Origin of the sequence: Geobacillus zalihae NBRC 101842, assembly GCF_001544135.1 — a bacterium.
Lineage (GTDB): Bacteria > Bacillota > Bacilli > Bacillales > Anoxybacillaceae > Geobacillus > Geobacillus zalihae.
This window is the reverse complement of the sequence record NZ_BCPV01000031.1, coordinates 1-21331: the sequence shown is the minus strand read 5'-3', so window position 1 is coordinate 21331 and position 21331 is coordinate 1. Positions and strand designations below refer to the sequence as shown.

Here is a 21331-nt window from a genome sequence, read left to right as displayed (position 1 = left end):
GGGGGGGCGGGTTTTTTATTTTGGATAGAGGAGGGACTCAAGTGAAAGAACGGCTGTACGAGCTGAAGCAAGAAGCGCTTCGCCGAATCGATGAGGCGAAAGACGTCAAAGCACTGAATGACGTGCGCGTCGCTTACTTGGGCAAAAAAGGGCCGATCACCGAAGTGCTGCGCGGCATGGGGGCATTGCCGCCGGAAGAGCGCCCGAAACTCGGCGCGCTGGCCAATGAAGTGAGAGCGGCGATTCAGCAGGCGCTCGAGGCGAAACAAGCGAAACTGGAACAGGAGGAAGTCGAGCGGAAGCTGGCCGCCGAAGCGATCGATGTGACGCTGCCGGGACGACCTGTGAGTCTTGGCAATCCCCATCCGCTGACGCGCGTCATTGAAGAAATTGAAGATTTGTTTATCGGCATGGGCTATACGGTCGCCGAAGGGCCGGAAGTCGAGACCGACTATTACAACTTTGAGGCGCTCAATTTGCCGAAAGGCCACCCGGCCCGCGATATGCAAGATTCGTTTTACATCACGGAGGAGATTTTGCTTCGCACCCACACATCGCCGATGCAGGCGCGGACGATGGAAAAACACCGCGGGCGCGGCCCGGTGAAAATTATTTGTCCGGGCAAAGTGTACCGCCGCGATACGGACGATGCGACGCATTCGCACCAGTTTACGCAAATTGAAGGATTGGTTGTGGATCGGAACATCCGGATGAGCGATTTGAAAGGGACGCTGCGCGAATTTGCCCGCAAGCTGTTCGGGGAAGGGCGCGACATCCGCTTCCGGCCGAGCTTTTTCCCGTTCACCGAGCCGTCGGTCGAAGTCGATGTGTCCTGCTTCCGATGCGAAGGGCGGGGCTGCGGCGTCTGCAAAGGCACCGGCTGGATCGAAATTTTAGGCGCCGGCATGGTGCATCCGAACGTGCTTGAGATGGCCGGCTTTGATTCGAAAACGTACACCGGCTTTGCGTTCGGCATGGGGCCGGAGCGGATCGCGATGCTGAAGTACGGCATTGACGACATCCGTCATTTCTATCAAAACGATCTACGTTTCTTGCGGCAATTTTTGCGTGTGTAACAGAAAAAGGAGGGGTTTTCCATGCTCGTGTCTTACCGTTGGCTGAGCGAGTACGTCGATTTGACGGGGGTCACCGCCGCGGAACTCGCTGATCGCATCACGAAAAGCGGCATTGAAGTCGAGCGGGTTGAGGCGCTCGACCGCGGGATGAACGGCGTCGTCATCGGCCATGTGCTCGAGTGCGAGCCGCACCCGAACGCGGATAAACTGCGGAAATGCCTCGTTGACCTTGGCGAAGGCGAGCCGGTGCAAATCATTTGCGGCGCCCCGAACGTCGCCAAAGGGCAAAAGGTCGCCGTCGCCAAAGTCGGGGCGGTGCTGCCGGGCAATTTCAAAATCAAACGGGCGAAGCTGCGCGGGGAAGAATCGAACGGCATGATTTGTTCGCTCCAAGAGCTCGGCGTCGAAACGAAAGTCGTGCCGAAAGAGTATGCAGACGGCATTTTCGTCTTTCCGAGCGATGCGCCGGTCGGCGCCGATGCACTGGAATGGCTCGGCTTGCACGATGAAGTGCTCGAACTGTCTTTGACGCCCAACCGCGCCGACTGTTTAAGCATGATCGGCGTCGCCTATGAAGTCGCGGCCATTCTCGGACGTGAAGTAAAGCTGCCGAAAGCGGCGGTCAAAGAAACGAACGAAAACGTTCACGACTACATTTCCGTCCGCGTCGAGGCGCCGGAAGACAACCCGCTGTACGCCGGGCGGATCGTGAAAAACGTCCGGATCGGCCCGTCGCCGCTTTGGATGCAAGCGCGCTTGATGGCAGCCGGCATTCGCCCGCACAACAACGTCGTCGACATTACGAACTACATTTTGCTTGAGTACGGCCAACCGCTTCATGCGTTTGACTACGACCGCCTCGGTTCGCAGGAAATTGTCGTCCGCCGCGCAAAGGCAGGCGAAACGATTGTCACGCTCGATGATGTCGAACGGAAGCTGACCGAAGACCACCTTGTCATCACGAACGGCCGCGAGCCGGTCGCCTTAGCCGGGGTGATGGGCGGGGCGAATTCGGAAGTGCGCGATGACACGAAAACCGTGTTTATTGAAGCGGCGTACTTTACAAGCCCGGTCATCCGCCAGGCGGTAAAAGACCACGGGCTGCGCAGCGAAGCGAGCACTCGGTTTGAAAAAGGCATCGATCCGGCGCGGACGAAAGAAGCGCTCGAGCGCGCCGCCGCCCTGATGGCCGAATACGCCGGCGGCGAGGTCGTCGGCGGCGTCGTGGAAGCGAGCGTGTGGCGTGAGGAGCCGGTGGCGGTGACGGTCACGCTCGAACGCATCAACGGTGTCCTCGGCACGGCGATGTCGAAAGAGGAAGTGGCCGTGATTCTTTCGAATTTGCAATTTCCGTTCACAGAAGACAACGGAACGTTTACGATCGATGTCCCGTCGCGTCGGCGCGACATTGCGATTGAAGAAGACATCATCGAGGAAGTGGCGCGCCTGTATGGCTACGACCGTCTGCCGGCGACGCTGCCGGTGGCGGAGGCGAAGCCGGGCGGACTCACGCCGCATCAGGCGAAGCGCCGCCGCGTCCGCCGCTATTTGGAAGGGGCGGGCTTGTTCCAAGCCATCACGTATTCGCTCACGAGCCCGGACAAAGCGGCGCGCTTTGCGCTTGAGACGGCCGAATTGGTCCGCTTGGCGCTGCCGATGAGCGAAGAGCGGAGCGTTTTGCGGCAAAGCTTAATTCCGCATCTGCTTGAAGCGGCGAGCTACAACCGCGCCCGCCAAGTCGAGAACGTCGCCTTGTACGAAATCGGCTCTGTCTACTTGTCCAAAGGAGAAGGCGTCCAACCAGCGGAAAAAGAGCGCCTCGCCGGCGTTCTCACCGGCTTATGGCACGCCCATTTGTGGCAAGGCGAGAAAAAGGCCGTTGATTTTTACGTTGCCAAAGGGATTTTGGATGGCCTGTTTGACTTGTTTGGACTTGCCGCCCGCATCGAATACAAACCGGCCAAGCGCGCCGATTTGCATCCGGGACGGACGGCGGAGATTGCGCTTGACGGCAAGGTGATCGGCTTTGTCGGCCAGCTCCATCCGGCCGTGCAAAAAGAGTACGATTTAAAAGAAACGTACGTGTTCGAGCTCGCCTTGGCCGATCTGTTGAACGCCGAAAGCGAAGCGATCCGCTACGAGCCGATTCCGCGCTTCCCGTCGGTCGTGCGCGACATCGCCTTGGTCGTTGACGAAATGGTCGAAGCCGGCGCCTTGAAGCAGGCGATTGCCGAAGCCGGGAAACCGCTCGTCAAAGACGTCTCCCTCTTTGACGTCTACCAAGGCGAGCGCCTGCCGGCCGGAAAAAAATCGCTCGCCTTCTCGCTCCGCTTCTATGATCCGGAGCGGACGCTCACGGATGAAGAAGTCACGGCCGTCTATGAGCGGGTATTGGCGGCGGTCGAGCAGCAATTTGGCGCCGTGCTGCGCGGGTAAAACGAAAAGCTGTTCCGAAAGCGATGGGCTTTTGGAACAGCTTTTTTTGATGAGAGCTCGTTTTCAAACAGATTCAGAAAACGAAGGATGCTAACAAAGGTGGATGCCCTGTCAGCCGCGTTCAGCCATAATGCGCCCGGTTTGCGACACATCGTACCCGCCGAGCGCTTCGAGTTCGGCGCGGAACGAATCGGAGCGGAGCACGTCGAGCACGGAAGCGATGAGCGATTCATTCTCCGGCGTCCGCAGCATGACGACATCATACTGTTCGTTCATTAGCGGAATGAACTCGACGCCGGCCATTCGCGCCACCTTTTCCGTGCCGATGCCGACATCGGCGAGACCTGACGCCACCGCGGAGGCGACGCTCAAATGGCTTGTTTCCTCGCGTTCATAGCCGCGAATGGCGGACGGCGACAATCCATGCAGGCGCAGCTGTTCATCTAACAGGACGCGCGCCCCGGCCCCTTTCTCCCGATTGACGATCACGACGTCGCTCCTTCCTAAGTCGTGCCACGTTTGAATGCTGCGAGGATTGCCTTTTGACACATAAAATCCAATCGGCCGGCGCATGACGTTCACCATGATGTACGCATGGCCTGTCAACAGCTTTTCCACATACGGACGGTTGTACTCGCCTGTCTGCCCGTCAAACAAATGCACGCTGACGATGTCGCATTGCCCTTTATACAGGGCGATCAGCCCATTGAGGCTGCTCGTGTAGGTGCGGAGCGATTGATAAGGGCCGTTTTTTTCCAGATGGACGCCAAGCAAATCGAGCGCCGCATCTTGGCCGCTGATGATGATGGGGCGAACGGCGGCTTCGACCGGCCGTGAAACGGCGGAAGAAACGGGACTTGTCTCCCCTTTTTGCCCGTCGATGTACCGGCGAAGATCATCCGCGGTAATCCGCATTTGCCGCCCGACGCGAAAGGCGGGCAGCTTCCCTTTTTTCACTAAATCGTACACCGTTAGTTTGGACACTTTTAATAAGGAAGCGATTTCTTCAATCGTGTATGACTGCGGCTCCGTCATCATGCCATCCTCCTTTCTTTCATTGTAGCGCAAAGAACGCATGGGGAAAAATTTTTCTTTCCTAACTACTTATTATTATTTATAATTAGATATCATTACATATAAAAAGATAAGGGGGAGACAGATGCGAAAAATCGCATGGCTTGCCGCATTGCTCTTGCTGTTCGGCTTGTATGGCTGCGACAGCGGCTCAAAAGAGGGGAAGGGGCAAACGAAACCGGCGGATAAAGTGGAGCTCACCGTCTCCGCCGCCGCCAGTCTGCAAGAAGCGCTGGAAGAAGCGAAAACGGCGTTTGAACGAAAGCATCCGAACATCCGCATCCAATACAATTTCGGTGCGTCGGGCGCGTTGCAAAAGCAAATTTCCGAAGGGGCGCCGGTCGATCTTTTCTTTTCGGCGGCCGCTGAGCCGTTTGAAAAATTGAAAGCAGAAGGGTTGATCGATTCCAAACACGAAAAAACAGTGCTGGCGAACGAACTCGTCCTCATTGCGCCAAAACAAGGGGAAGGAGCGGTTCAGTCGCTCGATGACATCATCCGCGCCAAACGGATCGCCATCGGCATCCCCGAATCGGTGCCGGCCGGTATGTACGCGAAACAAACATTGGAGAAGGCGGGGCTGTGGGAGAAGGTGGCACCGAAGCTCGTGTACGCGAAAGACGTTCGCCAAGTGTTGACGTATGTGGAAACCGGCAACGTCGACGCCGGATTTGTGTACCGGACGGACGCGCTCGCCTCGGAGAACGTCAATATCGTCGCTGCAGTGCCAAGCGGCATGCACGACCCGATCGTCTATCCGCTTGGTGTCGTCAAGACGAGCAAACATCTCAAGGAGGCGCAACAGTTTTACTCGTATTTGACAAGCGGTCCAGCGTTGCAAATGTTCGAAGAGCACGGATTTCGCCGCGCCCGCTAGAAGACTGGTGGGCGAGTAAAAATACCGCTGAATCCTGTCTTTTCTCAACTAGAGAAGCCTAGCACAATCAGCCTTCTTTTTTGGCAAAATGCCGCCTGTTTGCTGTCCTTCACATGGGAAGGGGACATATGGTAAAATAACAAACAAGAAAACGTTATAGGCGATGGAGTTCGCCATAACCGCCGGCTTCCGGCTGATGACTCCTGCTGCAAATGAAAAGCGGCAGGAGTCTGTTTATTTTACGAAGGAGGGATGGTTATTGGTCTATCTCGCCGTCGGCGCAGCCGGCATGATCGGCGCGCTTGTCCGCTATGTCGTTGGTCTTGTCGTGCCCGCTGCCTGGTTGGGAGGGGTTCCGCTCGGAACGCTTTTGGTGAACTGGACCGGCTCGTTTTTGCTCAGCTGGCTTACGGTGGTGTTCACCCGCCGCCCGTCTTGGCCGCCGTGGCTGAAAACAGCGGCGACGACCGGGTTCATCGGCTCGTATACGACGTTTTCGACGCTCAGCGTCGAATGTGTGGAATGGATGGAACAAGGGCGCTTTGGCATGGCGGCCGTGTATATCGCCGCCAGCCTGTTCGGCGGCCTAGCCGCCGCATGGGCGGGATATGTTGCCGCCCATCCAAAGCGAAAGGAGGAAATAGCATGATGACCGCACCGCTATTGGTGATGATGGGGGGTTTTTTTGGCGCCATCTGCCGTTATGCCGTCAGCCGCTGGGCGGCTCGGCGTTCGCCGCGTTTTCCCATAGGGACGCTCATTGTCAACTTGCTTGGGTCCTTTTTGCTTGGCTGGCTCGCCGGAAGCGGCGCCGCCGATGCGACGAAGCTGCTTGTCGGCACCGGCTTCATGGGCGCGTTCACGACGTTTTCGACGTTGAAATGGGAAAGCGTGCAAATGATGCAGCAGCGCCAATGGGCGAAGGTGGTCGTTTATTTGGCGGCTACGTATTCGTGTGGCGTGTGGCTGGCGTGGCTTGGCTATCGCGTGGGGCGGTGATGAGCGGCAATGAAAAACGGGCTTGATTTCTGATCGGGGGGAAGAGATTGCGATTTGTTGAGCCAGGGGAGGAGACTAGAATGGCGAGGGCAAGAGTGGAAGAGAGATTCAAGACATTGCGATACTTTATCGATGGCTACTATAACCAATCGATCGATGATGAGTTTGATGGTCGGATTTGATGAAACGTCTTTTTGATGATGAAAAACCATTTTTTCACTTGTCTTTGGGCAATCCAGGTCAATGAATCAAAACCGATTCCCCGCAAACGATTCGTTCGCGGGGAATCGGAGATCGATGAAGGACAACGACCGAAACACGGATGCGTTATCTTTTGCTTTTTCCAAACAATAATTCTTCAAGAATATCATGAATGCGTGTATTCTCGTACACGCCGGTGAACCGCTCCGCCCCCGGGCCCATGGCGGTCAGCGGCACATCGGCGGCGGTGTGGCCCGTTGTCGTCCAGTCGAGGGCGAACGTTTGCGAAGAACCAGCGATGGCAAACGGGCCGTCTTCGCCGGAAATCGTCTTGCCGTCTCCCGACTCATCGGCGCCGCCCGGCGTTTCGATCGTCAAGCCGCCGCATTCATGGTCGGCGAGCACGAGGACGAGCGTATCCCGATGGCGCTTGGCGTATTGCTTCGCTACAGCGACCGCTTCGTCAAGCTGCTGGCCCGCTTTAAGCATGAGCGATCCGTTGTTTTCATGGCTCATTTCATCAATGGCTTCTTCTTCGACCACGAGGAAAAAGCCTTTTTTGTTTTGCGACAGCACATCCAACGCTTTTTTCGTCATATCAGGCAGCGGCACGACGGGATTGTACACATCCCCTTCCCCTTCCGGTCGCTGCTGGAACATTTCCTCATTGGCAAACAGCCCGAGCAGCTTGCGGCCGGACGCTTGTTTCAGCTCATCGGCGGTGCGGACGTACGTGTAGCCCAATTGTTTCGCCCGTTCAACCAAGTTGCCTTGCGTGCCTTTGCTTCCTTCTTCCGGATCTTCGGCTGGATGGTCGGGGTAATAGCCAGGATTTCCATCAGGGTACCAGTAATCCTCCCCGCCGCCCAAAATGACGTCCACTTTCGTTTGTTCAATGTATTGCTTGGCGATGTCGCTTTGCGCCGAACGACTGGCGGTGTGGGCGGCAAACGCGGCCGGTGTGGCGTCCGTCACTTGGGCGGTCGTGACAAGCCCTGTTGCCTTGCCGGCTTTTTTCGCTTGTTCCAAAATCGTTTCCACTGGTTTCCCTTGTCGATCAACGGAAATGGCGCCGTTGTATGTTTTCACGCCTGAGGCGATGGCAGTCGCCGCCGCGGCGGAGTCGGTAATGAATGATTTCGCGTCGGCAGAGTTCGTATGGACGAGGCCGCTGTACGGCATGCTGTCCATTTCCAATTCCCCGCTCAATCCTTTTGTAGCGAGGCGAATGGCGTTGCGATGCGCGGTGCCCATGCCATCGCCGACAAAAAGGATGACATTTTTCACTTCAGGCGGCTTCGATTGTTTCGTTGGGGCGGCCCATGCAGCTTGACTAGCATGATAAAGCGTCAGTCCGGCGCTCAGCCCGGCAATGAGCAAAGCGGTGCGGCGTTTCGATCGGAACATCGTTCTCCTCTCCCTTTTCAGATGATTTTGTCATTTTTATTGTACAAGCCAGATGTTAAGCGTTCGTGAATGCAATGTAATGGATTTGAAAAAATTTCCTCTCTATTCAGATTGGACGATAGAATGGTTTCTCCTTTGGCAACATTCCTTGTTGACTTTCTCTTTTTTCCTTGGTATCGTTACTAATAGTTCAACAGTTGAACAAAATGGATGACAGCTCTCCATCTACTGTTGAATTTGGTTGATTGTTCAATGATTGAACCATCGGAGGTGAATCAATGCCGGGACGAAACATCGATGAATGGATCGACCGCTATTTGTCCGTGTCGTTTCTCGTGATGAAACGCGGAGCGGCGCTTGTCAAAGGCAGTCTTTGCGAAGAGATGACGCACGATCAATATTATTTGCTTCGCTACATCCGCCGGCGGGGGGCGTGCACGTCAACGGAGCTCGCGGCGATGTTTGGCGTGAACAAAAGCGCGGTGACGGCGATGACGAATCGCCTCGTCGACAAAGGCTGGCTGCGCCGCGACCGTGACGAGAACGACCGGCGCGTCATCGTCTTATCGCTGACAGAGCACGGGGAAGCATGGGTGAAGGAGATGGACCGGAGCGTCTATCGGCTCGTCGAAGAAGTAATCGCCCGCTTTCCGGAAGAAGAAATTGAAGCGTTCATCCGCACGTATGAGCGGCTGGCCCGCGTGCTGCAGGAGGTGGAAGAGGCGACATGAAAGCGATCATCAAAGGAAAATGGCTCGTACTTGCGGCATGGATCGCCATTGCGGCCGTGCTCATGGCGACGGCGCCGAACATGGGCGATCTTGTCCGCGAGAAAGGGCAGTTGAGCGTGCCTGACGGCTACTCGTCGTCATTGGCGGCCAAGCTGATCAAAGAGGCGAACAGCCAGGAAAACAAACAAAACGAACGCTCCGCGGTGCTTGTCTTTTACCAAAAAGGCGGGTTGACGGCGGATGACAAAAAAGAGATTGAACGGGCGGTAAACGCGCTCGAAAAGAAAAAAGAGGAGCTTCATGTCACGAACATCGTCTCGCCGTTTGCCAACCCGAAGCTCGAAAAAGAACTCATCTCCAAAGACGGGACGACGATGCTCATTTCCATCACCATCGACCCGGCCGGCCGGACGGCGAAACAGCTGACGGATGCTTTATATAAAGCCGTCAGCGGCGTCAAAGTCGAGCATTATTTCACCGGCGGCTGGATGATCGATGAAGATGTGGTGGCAAGCTCACAGGCAGGCGTGAAAAAAACGGAAGGGATCACCGTCGTTTTTATTTTAATCGTCTTGCTCGCCGTGTTCCGTTCGCCGGTAGCGCCGCTCATTCCGCTGCTTGTGGTCGGGGCGACGTACGTCGTTTCGCAGTCAGTCGTGGCGTTTTTGGTCGATCAGGTCAACTTTCCGTTGTCGACGTTTACGCAGACGTTTTTAGTCGCCGTGTTGTTCGGCATTGGGACCGACTATTGCATTTTGCTGCTGAGTCGGTTTAAAGAAGAACTGGCGAAGCGCGGCGACCGGGCGGAGGCGATCGCCGCCACGTACCGGACGGCGGGGAAAACGGTGGCGGCAAGCGGCTTGGCCGTCATGATCGGCTTTGCGGCGATCGGGTTGTCGACGTTTAAGCTGTACCAATCGGCGGCGGCCGTCGCCGTTGGGGTCGCGGTGCTGCTTTTGGCGCTCGTGACGCTCGTGCCGTTTTTCATGGCCGTGCTTGGCGAGAAGCTGTTTTGGCCGGTGCGCGGGAAGCTTGAGCACGGGCAAAGCCGGCTTTGGCTCGCCGCCGGTCGCTTTGCCTTCGCCCGTCCGCTTCTGGCGCTGGCGATTGTTGGGATTGTGACGGTGCCGGTGCTCGCGACATACAACGGCAAGCTGTCGTTTGACTCCATGGAGGAGATCGGCGATCATTATCGTTCGGTCAAAGCGTTTGACATCATTGCCGATCATTTCAATCCGGGAGATGCCATGCCGACGCAGGTGGTGGTAAAAAGCAAAGAGCCACTTGATTCGGAAGAAGGACTGGCGTTGATAGAGAAAATGAGCCGCGAGATCGAAAAAGTTGATGGCGTGGCAAGCGTCCGCTCGGCGACGCGTCCGACCGGAGAGCCGATTCAGGAGCTGTATGTCACCGAACAAGCGAAACAGCTCAAAGACGGCCTCGGCGCCGGCAAAGAGGGGATTGAGAAAATCGGCGCCGGACTTGAGACGGCAAGCGAAAAATTGTCCTCGTCCGCGCCGCAGCTCAAGCAGGCGTCATCCGGCATCGGCCAGCTCGTCTCTGGAACGGAGCGGCTTGAAGACGGTCTGCGCCAGCTGCAAAACGGCCTTAGTCAAATCGAACAAGGCGTGCGTCGTGGAGCGGTGGGCGCCGGCGAGCTGCAAAACGGCTTAGTGACGCTTCGCGACAATGCGAAAAAGTTGCAGGAAGGCGCCACGCAGCTGCTTGACGGCTACAAGCAGACGGAACAAGGGCTGTCGGCATTAAGCGGCCAGTACCGGCAAATCGAAGCGGGGTTAAAGGCCGTCGCCAATCAGCTCGCCGCCGTGCAGGCGATGCTTGCGCAAGTCGAACAGGCGCACCCGGAGCTCGCGCAAGACGCCCAATATCAACGAGCGAAAATGACGGTCGCCGCCTTGTCCGAAAAGACGAACGAAATGGCGGACGGCCTCGTACAGTTGAACGGGGCGCTTGAGCAGGCGCGCGCCGGCTTGGCGAAAGCGAACGACTCGTTCGCCCAGCTTGCGGCCGGCCAAGCGGCGGTCAACGGCGGCTTGGACCGGATCATCGCCGGGCTTTCGGAGCTCGAAGCCGGGTTGACGAAAGCGGCCGACGGCCAGAAACAGGCGGTCGACCAATTGCCGCAATTCTCCCGAGGGCTTGAGCAAGTGAACGGCGGCCAGCGCCAATTGCTTGAGCATTTCTCCGCCCTTGGCGGCCAGCTCGACCAGCTTGTAAACGGCTTGGACCAAAGCGCGTCCGGTCTGCATAAAGTGGCGGACGGCCTCGGAACGGCGGAAACGTATTTAGCCGATTTGTCATCGGCGCCGGAGAAAGACATGGCTGGCTGGCACATGCCGAAGGAAGCGCGCGAAAGCAAAGACTTTGCGCAGGCGAAAGACGCGTATATGTCGAAAGACCGGCGCATCGTGACGTTTGATGTCATTTTAAAAGAAAATCCGTATTCGACATCGGCGCTCAGCCGTGTGGATGACATTCACGCCGCCGCTGAGCGGGCGGTGAAAGGGACGAAGTGGGAAGACGCGACGATCGCTGTCGGCGGCGTCACAAGCACGTACGCCGATTTGCAGGCGATCTCAAACGTCGACTATAAACGGACGGCCGTGCTGATGTTGATCGGCATCGCCATCGTGCTCGCAGCGCTCCTTCGTTCGCTTATCATGCCGCTCTATTTGATCTTGTCGCTCGTGTTGACATATTACACATCGATGGCCGTCACCGAACTCATTTTCGTCAACGGCCTCGGCTATGCCGGCTTGAACTGGGCGGTGTCGTTCTTCGCCTTTGTGTTGCTGTTGGCGCTTGGCATCGACTACAGCATCTTCCTCATGGATCGGTTCAACGAATACCGCGGCCGGCCGGTGAAGGAAGCGATGCTGTCGGCGATGGGCCATATGGGGACGGTCATCATCTCGGCCGCCGTCATTTTAGGCGGAACGTTCGCCGCGATGTATCCGTCCGGCGTCTTGTCGCTCTTGCAAATCGCGACGATTGTGCTGACGGGGCTTCTCCTTTACGCCCTCGTCGTTCTGCCGCTGTTTGTGCCGGTCATGGTCCGCACGTTCGGCCGCGCGAACTGGTGGCCGTTTCGGCAGCCGGCAAGCGAGACAGCTGGACTGGAACAACAAAAAATCAGTTAAGAAGGCGAGTCAACAAGGGTGTCCTAAGAGACCGGGACACCCTTTCTTGTTCCTGTATGAAGCAGCAAAATGGTCGATAAAAAGCAATATGTTGTGTTTGGTTTAAGGGGCATTACCCTCTTGGGTCAGCTCCTTTTTCCTTAGTCCTTTACGCACGCATAAAAAGAAAGCAAGGCGCTCTGTTTGATTCAACAGAAACGTATATTCCACGTGCTCTGTATAGTTGTTTTCCTTGATTCTTTCCCCGTGAATGTGGATCGTATGGCGCATGGAGAAAAGAGTTTTTGTTTGAATATATTGAATATTATTTATTTTTTGTTAACATAGTTACAAAATATTGAATGTTGGAGTGATGAAAATGAAGTTGAGGAAAATCGCCGTCCCATTCTCGGTAACGTTAGCTATTTTGATAGCTCCCTTAATGGTGCGCGCCTATGTTTTAGAACCTTACTATTGGAAGGATGGAGTAAGCGGCCTCACGTATAAATGGGGAAGCAATCTTCAAACGTCCGGCACGGTGATTCGGACGGCTTTTGAAAATGCCCTCTCCGATTGGAATGGAACGCCAACCCCTGTTTGGTTTTCCTACAGCAGCCGTTCTTCCAACACGCTCAACTCCTACTATGTTTCCGATTCTTCCGAATATGGTGTTTGCAACATCACGTATTCAGGCAGTGAGATACTCCATTTTACAGCTATGGTTAACGCAGGGAATATTAATATCGGAAAAAGCAACGTGGCTCGAAGTGCAGCCGGGCATGAATTAGGGCACGGAATTGGATTGGATCATTCGACAGCGATAGCGATCATGAATTCGAATCGTGATCGGACGCGCATCTATACTCCACAGCAGGATGACATTAATGGCGTAAATGCAAGATATTAATGGGTTCATCTATCCAAGGGGAGGAAAAAGAGGATGAAAAAAATGGTGCTGTTCGCCGTGACGATTGGTGTTATATTTGTGGGCGGAGCCGTCTATTTCATAAAGGATGAAGGGAATATCCATAAACAAATAGGGACTGCCAAAGTAACTCGGCATATCCATACCATCAGTCATTCTGATCGTCCAAAATATACAAATATAAAGGATTTGAGCAAGGCGTCTGACTGCATCTTTATTGGAATCGTCGAAGGAGTGGCTGGTACGCGAAATCTTGCGCGTAATCCGAACGACCCAGCACAAGAAGATCCGAATATTTATATCGAAGGAGTCGACTATGATGTAAAAGTGATTGAAGTTTTAAAAGGACACGCAAATGCTCATGTTCTTGTCACTGAGCAAAAGCAAATGCGGTTAGACAAAGATGGGCCCATGGTTCAAGATGAGCATTACATCGGTTTGGCATCCGGACAAACCTATATCTTTTTTGTCAAAAAATCGAATTTGACCGGCCGTTATTACAGTGTTGGAGATCCGTTTTTCTTTGTCCTTGAGAACAACCAAGTGGTGCTAAAGACGAAAGAAAAGGATTTGCTGGAGATTTATAAACCTGAAGAAGTAAAGGCGTTCAAAGCGAGAGTGAAAGCAGCAGTGGAGGAATGATGTTTTCGTTTCCTCCACTTATTTTTATCAAGAGCGATTCGATTTCACAAGCATATTTTTTCCGCTTTTGCCCAATGTAAAGTATGATGAATGGTAGAGAACATGCTAAAACCTAAAGGAGGAATGCGGGCATGACGAAACGAGTGCTCATGGTGGTGACAAACCATACGACGATCACCGACGACCATAAAACCGGGCTTTGGCTGGAAGAGTTTGCTGTGCCGTACTTGGTGTTTCAAGAAAAAGGGTATGACGTGAAAGTGGCGAGCATTCAAGGCGGCGAGGTGCCGCTTGACCCGCGCAGCATCAATGAAAAAGATCCGTCTTGGGCGGAAGCGGAAGCGGCGCTGAAGAACACAGCACGTTTGAGCAAGGACGATGCACACGGGTTTGACGCCATTTTCCTTCCCGGAGGGCATGGGACGATGTTCGATTTTCCAGACAACGAAACGCTGCAATACGTCTTGCAGCAGTTTGCCGAAGACGGGCGCATCATCGCCGCTGTCTGCCACGGTCCGTCAGGGCTGGTGAACGCCACATACAAAGACGGCACGCCGATTGTGAAAGGAAAAACGGTCACGTCATTTACGGATGAAGAAGAGCGTGAAGTCGGTCTTGATGTGCATATGCCGTTTTTGCTCGAGTCGACGCTGCGCCTGCGCGGGGCGAATTTCGTCCACGGCGAGAAGTGGACCGATTTCTCCGTGCGCGACGGCAACTTGATCACTGGGCAAAACCCGCAATCGAGCCGAAGCACGGCGGAGAAAGTCGTCGCCGCGCTGGAAGAGCGGGCGTGAGTAATATCGGCTGAACTTGTGACAAGACGCTGCTTTTTTGGCGCGTCTTGTTTTTTTGCACGATTTTCTGGCCGTTGTCCGGAAATGAATCCCGGTCAGTCAAGAGTTTGTTGAGAACTCTTCTCGGCTCACCACGCATGTTGTCGACCACCAGTTAGCAAACCATCTGTAAACCGAAACAGGTGAAAAGGACGGAAAACGGTGGCGTTTCGCTGCTGCGGGCCGACCTTTGCAACGGAGCCAACGCTGCCGTTTCCCATGGGGGTGATGGAAACCACTACCGGCGTTTGGCGATGTCCAGCGCCTTTTTTGTATTGGCGAAATGAAGCTTGGCGCATGTCTCAAGCGCTTCCGCCCCCCGCGCGCGGATGATGTTGGCCGCGGCTTCATCGACAATGGCGCCGGCGCCTTTTGGAAGCGGGAGGCCGATGGCGTGGGATAATCGCTCCATTTCGTCTAAAAACACGTAGCGGGCGATGATCGAGGCGGCGGCGACTGATACGTGGACACTTTCCGCCTTGGGAAGGCAGTGCACCCGCTCGCGGATAATGCGATCTTCATCGGAAAGGTAACGGAAATACGAATCCCGTTTTAAAAATTCGTCGATGATGATTGCTTCTGGTTCGGCGGGCGCGATGGCGTCAACGAGTTTCACGAGCGTCCGGTTGTGAAGGAGCGCTTTCATTTTCGTCTGTGGCATGCCGCTTCGCTGCCAGCGGTTGTATTCGGCATTGTCCAACACGGTGACCGCATGCGGCACGGTTTCCATGATGGCGGGGGCGATCCGTTTGATTGCCTCATCGTTCAATTGTTTCGAATCTTTCACGCCAAGCGCCGCGATTTTGGCGATATGCGGCCGATCCACGTAGGCGGCGGCGACGACGATCGGGCCGAAATAATCGCCGGTGCCGACTTCATCGGAACCGATGGCGGAAAGAGACCCGAGTTGATGAGCTGCCAAAGCGGACGGCTGGTGGTCAGCTGTTTCGTTTGAGGCGCTCGCCCCTGATATCCATTTCGCTGCTTCTTGCTCCGCCTCTTTCCCTTGAAACAGCACTTTGCCTGAGCGGTAGGCGGTGATGACGACATCCGGGCGCTTGACGGCAAACAACGCTCCAGCCGGAAGCCGGTCGGATAAGGCGTCTTGGTAGTGGGCGCGCAAGGCGTCAAGCAGCTGTTGGTCGGCTTGAATCACATAGTTTGACAACGTTCGATCGCTCCTTTATCTTCTCTATCGTTGCTGTGTGTCGCTTCTTTCCATTATACCAGCGTTCATGATATGATAAACAGTAGGATTTGGCGAAATGGGGGAGAAAGCTTGACAGAACAGCCAAAAACGCGGGTGAGCGTCCGCATCTATGGACAAGACTACACGATCGTCGGCGCGGAAAGCCCGGCCCACATCCGGCTCGTGGCGGCGTTCGTTGACGATAAAATGCATGAATTCAGTGAGAAAAATCCGCTGCTCGATGTGCCGAAGCTGGCCGTGTTGACGGCCGTCAACATCGCCAGTGAATATCTCAAACTAAAAGAAGAATATCAACGGCTGGCGGAACAGCTGAAACAGGAAAAGGACGGGAAACAGGATGATTGATGTCGTGCTGTTGTTTGTCCTGTTGCTGGGGGCGATGATCGGGCTGAAGCGCGGCTTTATCCTTCAATTCATTCATATGGCCGGGTTTCTGATCGCCTTTTTCGTCGCCTATCGCTATTATGAACGGTTGGTGCCGACATTGCGCCTTTGGATTCCGTATCCGACGTTCGGTGATCCGGAGACGATGAAGCTGCTGTTTCAGAGCACCCATTTAGACGATGCCTATTATCGGGCGATTTCCTTTGCACTTTTATTTTTTGTGGTGAAAATCGTGCTTCAAATCGTTGGCTCGATGCTCGATTTCGTCGCCCAGCTGCCGCTGTTGCGCAGCGTCAACCGCTTGGCCGGGGCGGCGCTCGGATTTGCGGAAGTGTATTTGCTTGTCTTTTTGCTTTTGTATATCGGTGCGCTCGTGCCGATTGACAGCGTCCAAGAACAGCTGCAGCATTCGCTCATGGCGACCGTGATTGTGAAACATACGCCGGTGTTGTCGGAGATGCTTGGCAACTGGTGGATTCATGGCCGCGTCTGACCGAGCGCGGCCGTGGTTTTGCGGGAAAGGGAGGGAACGGGGATGAGCGTCCATAAAAAAGAGGTCATCCGCCTGCTTGAAACGATCGCACTGTATATGGAGATCAAAGGAGAAAATCCGTTTAAGGTCAACGCCTTCCGCAAAGCGGCGAACGCCTTGGAAACGGATGAGCGGAGCCTCGCGGAAATTGGCGATTTCACCGCCATTCCCGGCATCGGCAAAAGCACAGCGGCGATCATCACCGAGTTTGTCGAAACCGGTTCATCATCGGTGCTCGAGGAATTAAAGCGCGATATTCCGGAAACGCTTCTTTCCTTGCTTAAGATCCCGGGGCTTGGCGGCAAAAAAATCGCCAAGCTGCATCAGGAGCTTGGCATTGTCGATATGGACGGATTGAAAGAAGCGTGCTTGGCTGGAAAAGTGCGCGCGCTTGCCGGTTTTGGCGCGAAAACGGAAGAAAAGCTGCTTGCGGCCATTGAAAAGGCAGGCAAACGCCCCGAGCGGCTGCCGCTCGCTCGGGTGCTCGCGATCGCGGCGGACATGGAACGCCAGCTCGCTTGTCTTGATGGCGTGATTCGCTTCTCGCGGGCCGGCAGCTTGCGGCGCTTGAATGAAACGGTGAAAGATTTGGATTATGTCATCGCTACCGACCGTCCGGCCGAGGTGCGCGACGGGCTGCTCGGCTTTGAGCGCGTCCGCGGGGTGCTCGCCGCTGGGGAGACGAAAGTGTCGCTTCTTTTCCAGTATGAGGATGAAGTGGCCGTTGACTTTCGGCTGGTCAGCGAGGCGCAATTCGCGACCGCGCTTCATCATTTCACCGGATCGAAGGAGCATAACGTGCGCATGCGCCAACTCGCCAAAGAGCGCGGCGAGAAAATCAGCGAATACGGCGTGGAAGACGAAGCGACAGGCGAAGTGAAAACGTTCCCGAATGAAGCGGCGTTTTACGCCCATTTCGGGCTGCCGCACATTCCACCGGAGCTGCGTGAAGATGGCACGGAAATCGAGCGGTTTTCCGCTGATCGGCCGCTTGTGCGCCTTGAAGACATTCAAGGCGATTTGCATATGCATTCGGCGTGGAGCGACGGGTCGTGTTCGCTTGCGGAGCTCGCTGAGGCGTGCCGCCGCCGCGGCTACCGGTATATCGCCATCACCGACCATTCGCACTATTTGAAAGTGGCCAACGGCTTGACCCCGGATCGATTGCGGCGCCAGCGCGAGGAAATCGAACGGCTGAACGCGCGCTATTCGGATTTTACGATTTTGGCCGGCATTGAGATGGATATTTTGCCGGACGGGACGCTCGATTACGACGATGACGTGCTCAAGGAGCTTGATTTTGTCATCGCCGCCATTCACTCTGCGTTCAAACAGCCGCGCGAGACGATCATGAAGCGGCTCGAGGCGGCGCTTCGCCACCCGTACGTCGATGTCATTGCCCACCCGACCGGGCGGCTGATCGGCCAGCGCGACGGCTATGACGTCGATATCGAGCGGCTCATCGAGCTGGCGGCGGAGACGAACACGGTGCTTGAGTTAAACGCCAACCCAAACCGGCTCGACTTGTCGGCGGCCTACGTGAAAAAAGCCCAGGAAGCGGGGGTGTACATTGCCATCAACACGGACGCCCACCATTTGGACATGCTCGAGGATATGGCGATCGGCGTAGCGACGGCAAGAAAAGGTTGGATCCATAAGGAAACGGTCATCAACACATGGCCGCTTGAAAAGCTGCAACAGTTTTTGCACGACAAACGAAAGAAATGAATCAGCTGGGGGTCAGATACGTGCAACGAAAAGTGCTTCACACCTTGGAGTTTGATAAAGTGAAAGAGCAGTTGGCTGAGCATGCGTCCTCGCCGCTCGGTTTGGAAAAAATCGACGCTCTCATGCCGTCTTCTGACTGGGAGGAGGTGGCCGCTTGGCTTGACGAAACGGATGAAGCCGCCGCTGTTTTGCGGCTTGCTGGCTATGCGCCGCTTGACGGAGTAGTCGACATCCGTCCGCATCTCAAGCGGGCGGCGATCGGCGGCACGCTCAGCCCGCAAGAGCTGCTTGAAGTGGCGGCCACCTCGGCCGCAAGCCGGCAAATGAAGCGGCTGATTATGGATCTGCATGAAGAGCACGGGGGATTGGACCGTCTGTCCACTTATGCCGATGAGCTCGTGGAGGTGCCGGCGCTTGAACATGACATTCGCCGCTCGATCGACGACCATGGCGAAGTGTTGGATGCCGCAAGCGACCGCCTCCGCTCGCTGCGCGGGCAAATTCGGTCAGTGGAAGCGCGCATCCGCGAGAAACTCGAGAACATCATCCGCTCGCCGTCGGCGCAAAAGCGGCTGTCGGACGCCATCATTACGATCCGCAATGACCGATATGTCATCCCGGTGAAACAAGAGTATCGCGGCGCCTACGGCGGCATCGTCCACGACCAGTCAGCGTCCGGGGCGACGCTGTTTATTGAACCGCAGGCGGTCGTCGAGTTGAACAACGCGCTCCGCGAAGCGCGGGCGAAAGAAAAGCAAGAAATCGAACGCATTTTGCGCGAACTTTCGGCAAAAGTCGCTGAGCAGGCCGAGCCGCTTGCGCGGGCGGTTGAGTCACTTGCGGCGCTTGATTTTGCGTTCGCCAAGGCGAAATACGCCCGCCGGTTGCAAGCCGCGAAGCCAGCGGTCAATAGCCGAGGCTATCTTCGTTTTTTGCAGGCACGCCATCCGCTGCTGGATCAAGAAAAGGCGGTGCCGAATGACATTGAACTCGGCGGCGACTATACGACGATCGTCATCACCGGGCCGAACACCGGCGGAAAAACGGTGACGTTAAAAACGATCGGCTTGTTGACGCTCATGGCGCAAGCGGGGCTGTTCATCCCGGCGGCCGACGGATCGGAAGCAGCGGTGTTCCGTTCCGTTTTCGCCGATATTGGCGACGAGCAGTCGATCGAACAAAGCTTGAGCACGTTCTCGTCCCATATGGTCAATATCGTTGACATTTTGCGCCATGTCGATGGTGAAAGCCTTGTGCTGTTTGACGAGCTTGGGGCTGGCACCGATCCGCAGGAAGGGGCGGCGCTCGCCATCGCCATCTTGGATGAAGTGCATGGGCGCGGAGCGCGGACGGTGGCGACGACGCATTATCCGGAGTTGAAAGCGTACGGCTACAACCGCCCCGGTGTCGTGAATGCGAGCGTCGAGTTTGACACCGAAACGCTCCGCCCGACGTATAAACTGTTGATCGGCATCCCCGGCCGCAGCAACGCCTTTGACATCTCGCGCCGCCTTGGGCTTGATGAACGCATCATTGAGCGGGCGAAAGCGCAAGTGAGCGCGGAAAGCCATAACGTCGAAAACATGATCGCGTCGCTTGAACGGAGCAAAAAGCAAGCGGAGGAAGAGGAAGCGCGGGCGCGCGCGGCGCTGGAGGAGGCTGAGCGTCTGCGCGCCGAATGGGAACAAAAATGGGAAGAGCTCGAAGAAGAAAAAGCGGAGCGGCTGGCGGAAGCAACGCAAAAAGCAGCCGACATCATCCGCGCCGCGGAACGCGAAGCCGAGCGGATCATTCAAGAGCTGCGCCGCTTGCAAAAAGAAAAGCAGGCGGAAGTGAAAGAGCATGAGCTCGTCGAGGCGAAAAAGCGGCTCGCTGCCGCTATGCCGAAAGTGGAGAAGCGGAAAAAGGCGAAAAAGGCTGCTTCACGCCATGTGTTCCAGCCGGGTGATGAAGTGAAGGTGACGAGCCTCAACCAAAAAGGCTACTTGATCGAAAAAGTGTCGGACGACGAATGGCAAGTGCAGCTTGGCATTTTAAAAATGAAAATCCGTGAACGCGATTTGGAGTATATCGGCAGCGCGCCGGCGAAAGATGTGACGCCGATTGCGACGGTGAAAGGCAAGGACGCCCATGTGAGCCTCGAGCTTGACTTGCGCGGCGAACGGTACGAAGACGCTCTCCTTCGGCTTGAGAAGTACTTGGATGATGCTGTGCTCGCTGGCTATGCGCGTGTTTCGATCATTCACGGCAAAGGAACGGGCGCGCTCCGCCAAGGAGTACAGCAGTTTTTGAAGCAGCATCGGGCGGTGAAAAGCTTCCGATTTGGTGAGGCGAATGAAGGCGGCACTGGGGTGACGATCGTGGAACTGAAATGATGGGGGCGATGGCAATGGCGTCGTTTTGGGAGCACGACATGGTGAAAACGGCGGCCAATTTCAGCGTCGCCGTGCTGTGCATCGTCGTCTTTTTAGCCGTATTTGAATTGGTGACGAAATACAAAAACTGGGAAGAGATTCGCAAAGGAAATGTGGCGGTGGCGATGGCAACCGGCGGAAAGATTTTTGGCATCGCCAACATTTTCCGCTATGCGCTCGCCCGCCATGAATCGCTGCCGTCGATGATCGGCTGGGGGCTGTACGGGTTTTTGCTTCTGCTGGCCGCGTACTTTATTTACGAATTTTTGACGCCGAAATTCAATATTGATGACGAAATTGCCAATGACAACCGGGCCGTCGGCTTGATTTCCATGGTGATTTCCGTCGGTTTGTCGTTTGTCATCGGCGAAGGGATTCAGTAAAGGGGAACAACGAATGAACGCAGTAGTCAAATGGTTGTTGATCGCAGTCGGACTGCTTTTGATCGCCGGCATCGTCTATATGGCGGTGCGCAACCGATCGGTTGATGTGTTGGCGAAAATCTTGTTTGTCATTTGCGCGTGCTTTTTCTTCATTGGTTTGGTGTACTGGTTTTGGTAACGCTCGGTTCAAGCCTGGCGTTCTTTTTTTTTGATGAAAAATTAGAAAAAGTAAAATAAAATAGAAGCAAGGGGGGATTGCATATGGAAAAACCGTGGCTCGCTCACTACCCGCCGGAGATTCCGCACACGCTCGACTATCCAAAGAAAACGCTTTCC

The 21331-nt window shown here is 55.4% G+C and carries 19 protein-coding genes and 1 riboswitch; of the genes, 16 read left to right on the top strand and 3 right to left on the bottom strand.

Annotated features, from left to right (window positions below; genetic code table 11):
* Positions 1-41 precede the first annotated feature (41 nt).
* Both pheS and pheT read left to right on the top strand, forming a co-directional pair.
* Positions 42-1076 (top strand): phenylalanine--tRNA ligase subunit alpha, encoded by a 1035-nt coding sequence (gene pheS, locus GZ1_RS10215; protein WP_015375576.1) that lies wholly within the window; start codon positions 42-44, stop codon positions 1074-1076.
* A 21-nt stretch (positions 1077-1097) separates the two neighbouring features.
* Complete coding sequence (gene pheT, locus GZ1_RS10210) at positions 1098-3512, top strand: phenylalanine--tRNA ligase subunit beta (protein ID WP_060788421.1); 2415 nt, start codon at positions 1098-1100, stop codon at positions 3510-3512.
* A gap of 111 nt (positions 3513-3623) precedes the next feature.
* Here pheT and GZ1_RS10205 read toward each other — a convergent pair whose 3' ends face one another.
* Positions 3624-4547 carry a substrate-binding domain-containing protein gene (locus tag GZ1_RS10205; protein WP_015375574.1) on the bottom strand — a complete coding sequence of 308 codons (924 nt, stop codon included), beginning with the start codon at positions 4545-4547 and terminating at the stop codon, positions 3624-3626.
* Positions 4548-4671: 124 nt separating this feature from the next.
* On the opposite strand from GZ1_RS10205, the gene modA reads away from it, so the two are divergent.
* From modA to crcB, 3 genes are all read left to right on the top strand, one after another.
* Positions 4672-5463, top strand: a complete 792-nt coding sequence (gene modA, locus GZ1_RS10200) for a molybdate ABC transporter substrate-binding protein (protein ID WP_015375573.1) — start codon at positions 4672-4674, stop codon at positions 5461-5463.
* 150 nt (positions 5464-5613) lie between these two features.
* Positions 5614-5676, top strand: a riboswitch (Fluoride riboswitch).
* A gap of 46 nt (positions 5677-5722) precedes the next feature.
* Positions 5723-6112 (top strand): fluoride efflux transporter FluC, encoded by a 390-nt coding sequence (locus tag GZ1_RS10195; protein ID WP_033006426.1) that lies wholly within the window; start codon positions 5723-5725, stop codon positions 6110-6112.
* Positions 6112-6462 (top strand): fluoride efflux transporter CrcB, encoded by a 351-nt coding sequence (crcB, locus tag GZ1_RS10190; RefSeq protein WP_033006429.1) that lies wholly within the window; start codon positions 6112-6114, stop codon positions 6460-6462. The genes GZ1_RS10195 and crcB overlap by 1 nt, the downstream gene beginning before the upstream one ends.
* Before the next feature lie 327 nt (positions 6463-6789).
* On the opposite strand, the gene GZ1_RS10185 is transcribed toward crcB, so the two are convergent.
* Positions 6790-8070 (bottom strand): alkaline phosphatase, encoded by a 1281-nt coding sequence (locus tag GZ1_RS10185; protein WP_047758138.1) that lies wholly within the window; start codon positions 8068-8070, stop codon positions 6790-6792.
* 278 nt (positions 8071-8348) lie between these two features.
* On the opposite strand from GZ1_RS10185, the gene GZ1_RS10180 reads away from it, so the two are divergent.
* The 5 genes from GZ1_RS10180 (at position 8349) to GZ1_RS10160 (ending at position 14305) form a co-directional block, all read left to right on the top strand.
* Positions 8349-8801 (top strand): MarR family winged helix-turn-helix transcriptional regulator, encoded by a 453-nt coding sequence (locus GZ1_RS10180; RefSeq protein WP_060788420.1) that lies wholly within the window; start codon positions 8349-8351, stop codon positions 8799-8801.
* Complete coding sequence (locus GZ1_RS10175) at positions 8798-11962, top strand: MMPL family transporter (protein ID WP_060788419.1); 3165 nt, start codon at positions 8798-8800, stop codon at positions 11960-11962. The genes GZ1_RS10180 and GZ1_RS10175 overlap by 4 nt, the downstream gene beginning before the upstream one ends.
* 352 nt (positions 11963-12314) lie before the next feature.
* Complete coding sequence (locus GZ1_RS10170; RefSeq protein WP_081130547.1) at positions 12315-12848, top strand: matrixin family metalloprotease; 534 nt, start codon at positions 12315-12317, stop codon at positions 12846-12848.
* Positions 12849-12881: 33 nt separating this feature from the next.
* Positions 12882-13508, top strand: coding sequence for a hypothetical protein (locus GZ1_RS10165; protein ID WP_021322151.1), 627 nt, complete (start codon positions 12882-12884; stop codon positions 13506-13508).
* Positions 13509-13639: 131 nt separating this feature from the next.
* Positions 13640-14305: a type 1 glutamine amidotransferase domain-containing protein gene (locus GZ1_RS10160; protein ID WP_060788418.1), complete on the top strand. Its 666-nt coding sequence runs from the start codon at positions 13640-13642 to the stop codon at positions 14303-14305.
* Between the two features lie 277 nt (positions 14306-14582).
* Here GZ1_RS10160 and rnhC read toward each other — a convergent pair whose 3' ends face one another.
* The gene (gene rnhC / locus GZ1_RS10155; protein ID WP_060788417.1) at positions 14583-15512 is read right to left on the bottom strand and encodes a ribonuclease HIII; all 930 of its coding nucleotides are present in this window, start codon (positions 15510-15512) and stop codon (positions 14583-14585) included.
* 111 nt (positions 15513-15623) lie between these two features.
* Between rnhC and zapA the strand changes: the two genes are divergently transcribed.
* From zapA to GZ1_RS19270, 6 genes are read left to right on the top strand one after another with little or no spacing between them, the layout of a single operon-like run.
* Entirely contained in the window at positions 15624-15899 is a 276-nt protein-coding gene (gene zapA / locus GZ1_RS10150) for a cell division protein ZapA (protein ID WP_015375564.1), read from the top strand.
* On the top strand, positions 15892-16431 hold the full coding sequence (locus tag GZ1_RS10145) for a CvpA family protein (RefSeq protein ID WP_060788416.1): 540 nt from the start codon (positions 15892-15894) through the stop codon (positions 16429-16431). Before zapA ends, GZ1_RS10145 begins: the two co-directional genes overlap by 8 nt.
* Before the next feature lie 42 nt (positions 16432-16473).
* Positions 16474-18198 (top strand): DNA polymerase/3'-5' exonuclease PolX, encoded by a 1725-nt coding sequence (polX, locus tag GZ1_RS10140; RefSeq protein WP_060788415.1) that lies wholly within the window; start codon positions 16474-16476, stop codon positions 18196-18198.
* A gap of 20 nt (positions 18199-18218) precedes the next feature.
* Positions 18219-20573 (top strand): endonuclease MutS2, encoded by a 2355-nt coding sequence (locus GZ1_RS10135; protein ID WP_373278100.1) that lies wholly within the window; start codon positions 18219-18221, stop codon positions 20571-20573.
* Positions 20574-20587: 14 nt separating this feature from the next.
* A complete protein-coding gene (locus tag GZ1_RS10130; protein ID WP_015375560.1) occupies positions 20588-20995 on the top strand; it encodes a DUF350 domain-containing protein in 408 nt (135 codons plus the stop codon).
* Between the two features lie 13 nt (positions 20996-21008).
* Positions 21009-21173: a hypothetical protein gene (locus GZ1_RS19270; RefSeq protein ID WP_162833771.1), complete on the top strand. Its 165-nt coding sequence runs from the start codon at positions 21009-21011 to the stop codon at positions 21171-21173.
* Positions 21174-21331: the final 158 nt, after the last annotated feature.

Bases quoted from the DNA above. Each gene is read 5' to 3' on its own strand.
- GZ1_RS10170 (WP_081130547.1), top strand. From the start codon at position 12,315: ATGAAAATGAAGTTGAGGAAAATCGCCGTCCCATTCTCGGTAACGTTA.
- GZ1_RS10180 (WP_060788420.1), top strand. From the start codon at position 8,349: ATGCCGGGACGAAACATCGATGAATGGATCGACCGCTATTTGTCCGTG.
- GZ1_RS10160 (WP_060788418.1), top strand. From the start codon at position 13,640: ATGACGAAACGAGTGCTCATGGTGGTGACAAACCATACGACGATCACC.
- pheT (WP_060788421.1), top strand. From the start codon at position 1,098: ATGCTCGTGTCTTACCGTTGGCTGAGCGAGTACGTCGATTTGACGGGG.
- GZ1_RS10145 (WP_060788416.1), top strand. From the start codon at position 15,892: ATGATTGATGTCGTGCTGTTGTTTGTCCTGTTGCTGGGGGCGATGATC.
- GZ1_RS10185 (WP_047758138.1), bottom strand. From the start codon at position 8,070: ATGTTCCGATCGAAACGCCGCACCGCTTTGCTCATTGCCGGGCTGAGC.
- GZ1_RS10175 (WP_060788419.1), top strand. From the start codon at position 8,798: ATGAAAGCGATCATCAAAGGAAAATGGCTCGTACTTGCGGCATGGATC.
- polX (WP_060788415.1), top strand. From the start codon at position 16,474: ATGAGCGTCCATAAAAAAGAGGTCATCCGCCTGCTTGAAACGATCGCA.
- GZ1_RS19270 (WP_162833771.1), top strand. From the start codon at position 21,009: ATGAACGCAGTAGTCAAATGGTTGTTGATCGCAGTCGGACTGCTTTTG.
- crcB (WP_033006429.1), top strand. From the start codon at position 6,112: ATGACCGCACCGCTATTGGTGATGATGGGGGGTTTTTTTGGCGCCATC.
- GZ1_RS10165 (WP_021322151.1), top strand. From the start codon at position 12,882: ATGAAAAAAATGGTGCTGTTCGCCGTGACGATTGGTGTTATATTTGTG.
- GZ1_RS10130 (WP_015375560.1), top strand. From the start codon at position 20,588: ATGGCGTCGTTTTGGGAGCACGACATGGTGAAAACGGCGGCCAATTTC.
- GZ1_RS10205 (WP_015375574.1), bottom strand. From the start codon at position 4,547: ATGACGGAGCCGCAGTCATACACGATTGAAGAAATCGCTTCCTTATTA.
- modA (WP_015375573.1), top strand. From the start codon at position 4,672: ATGCGAAAAATCGCATGGCTTGCCGCATTGCTCTTGCTGTTCGGCTTG.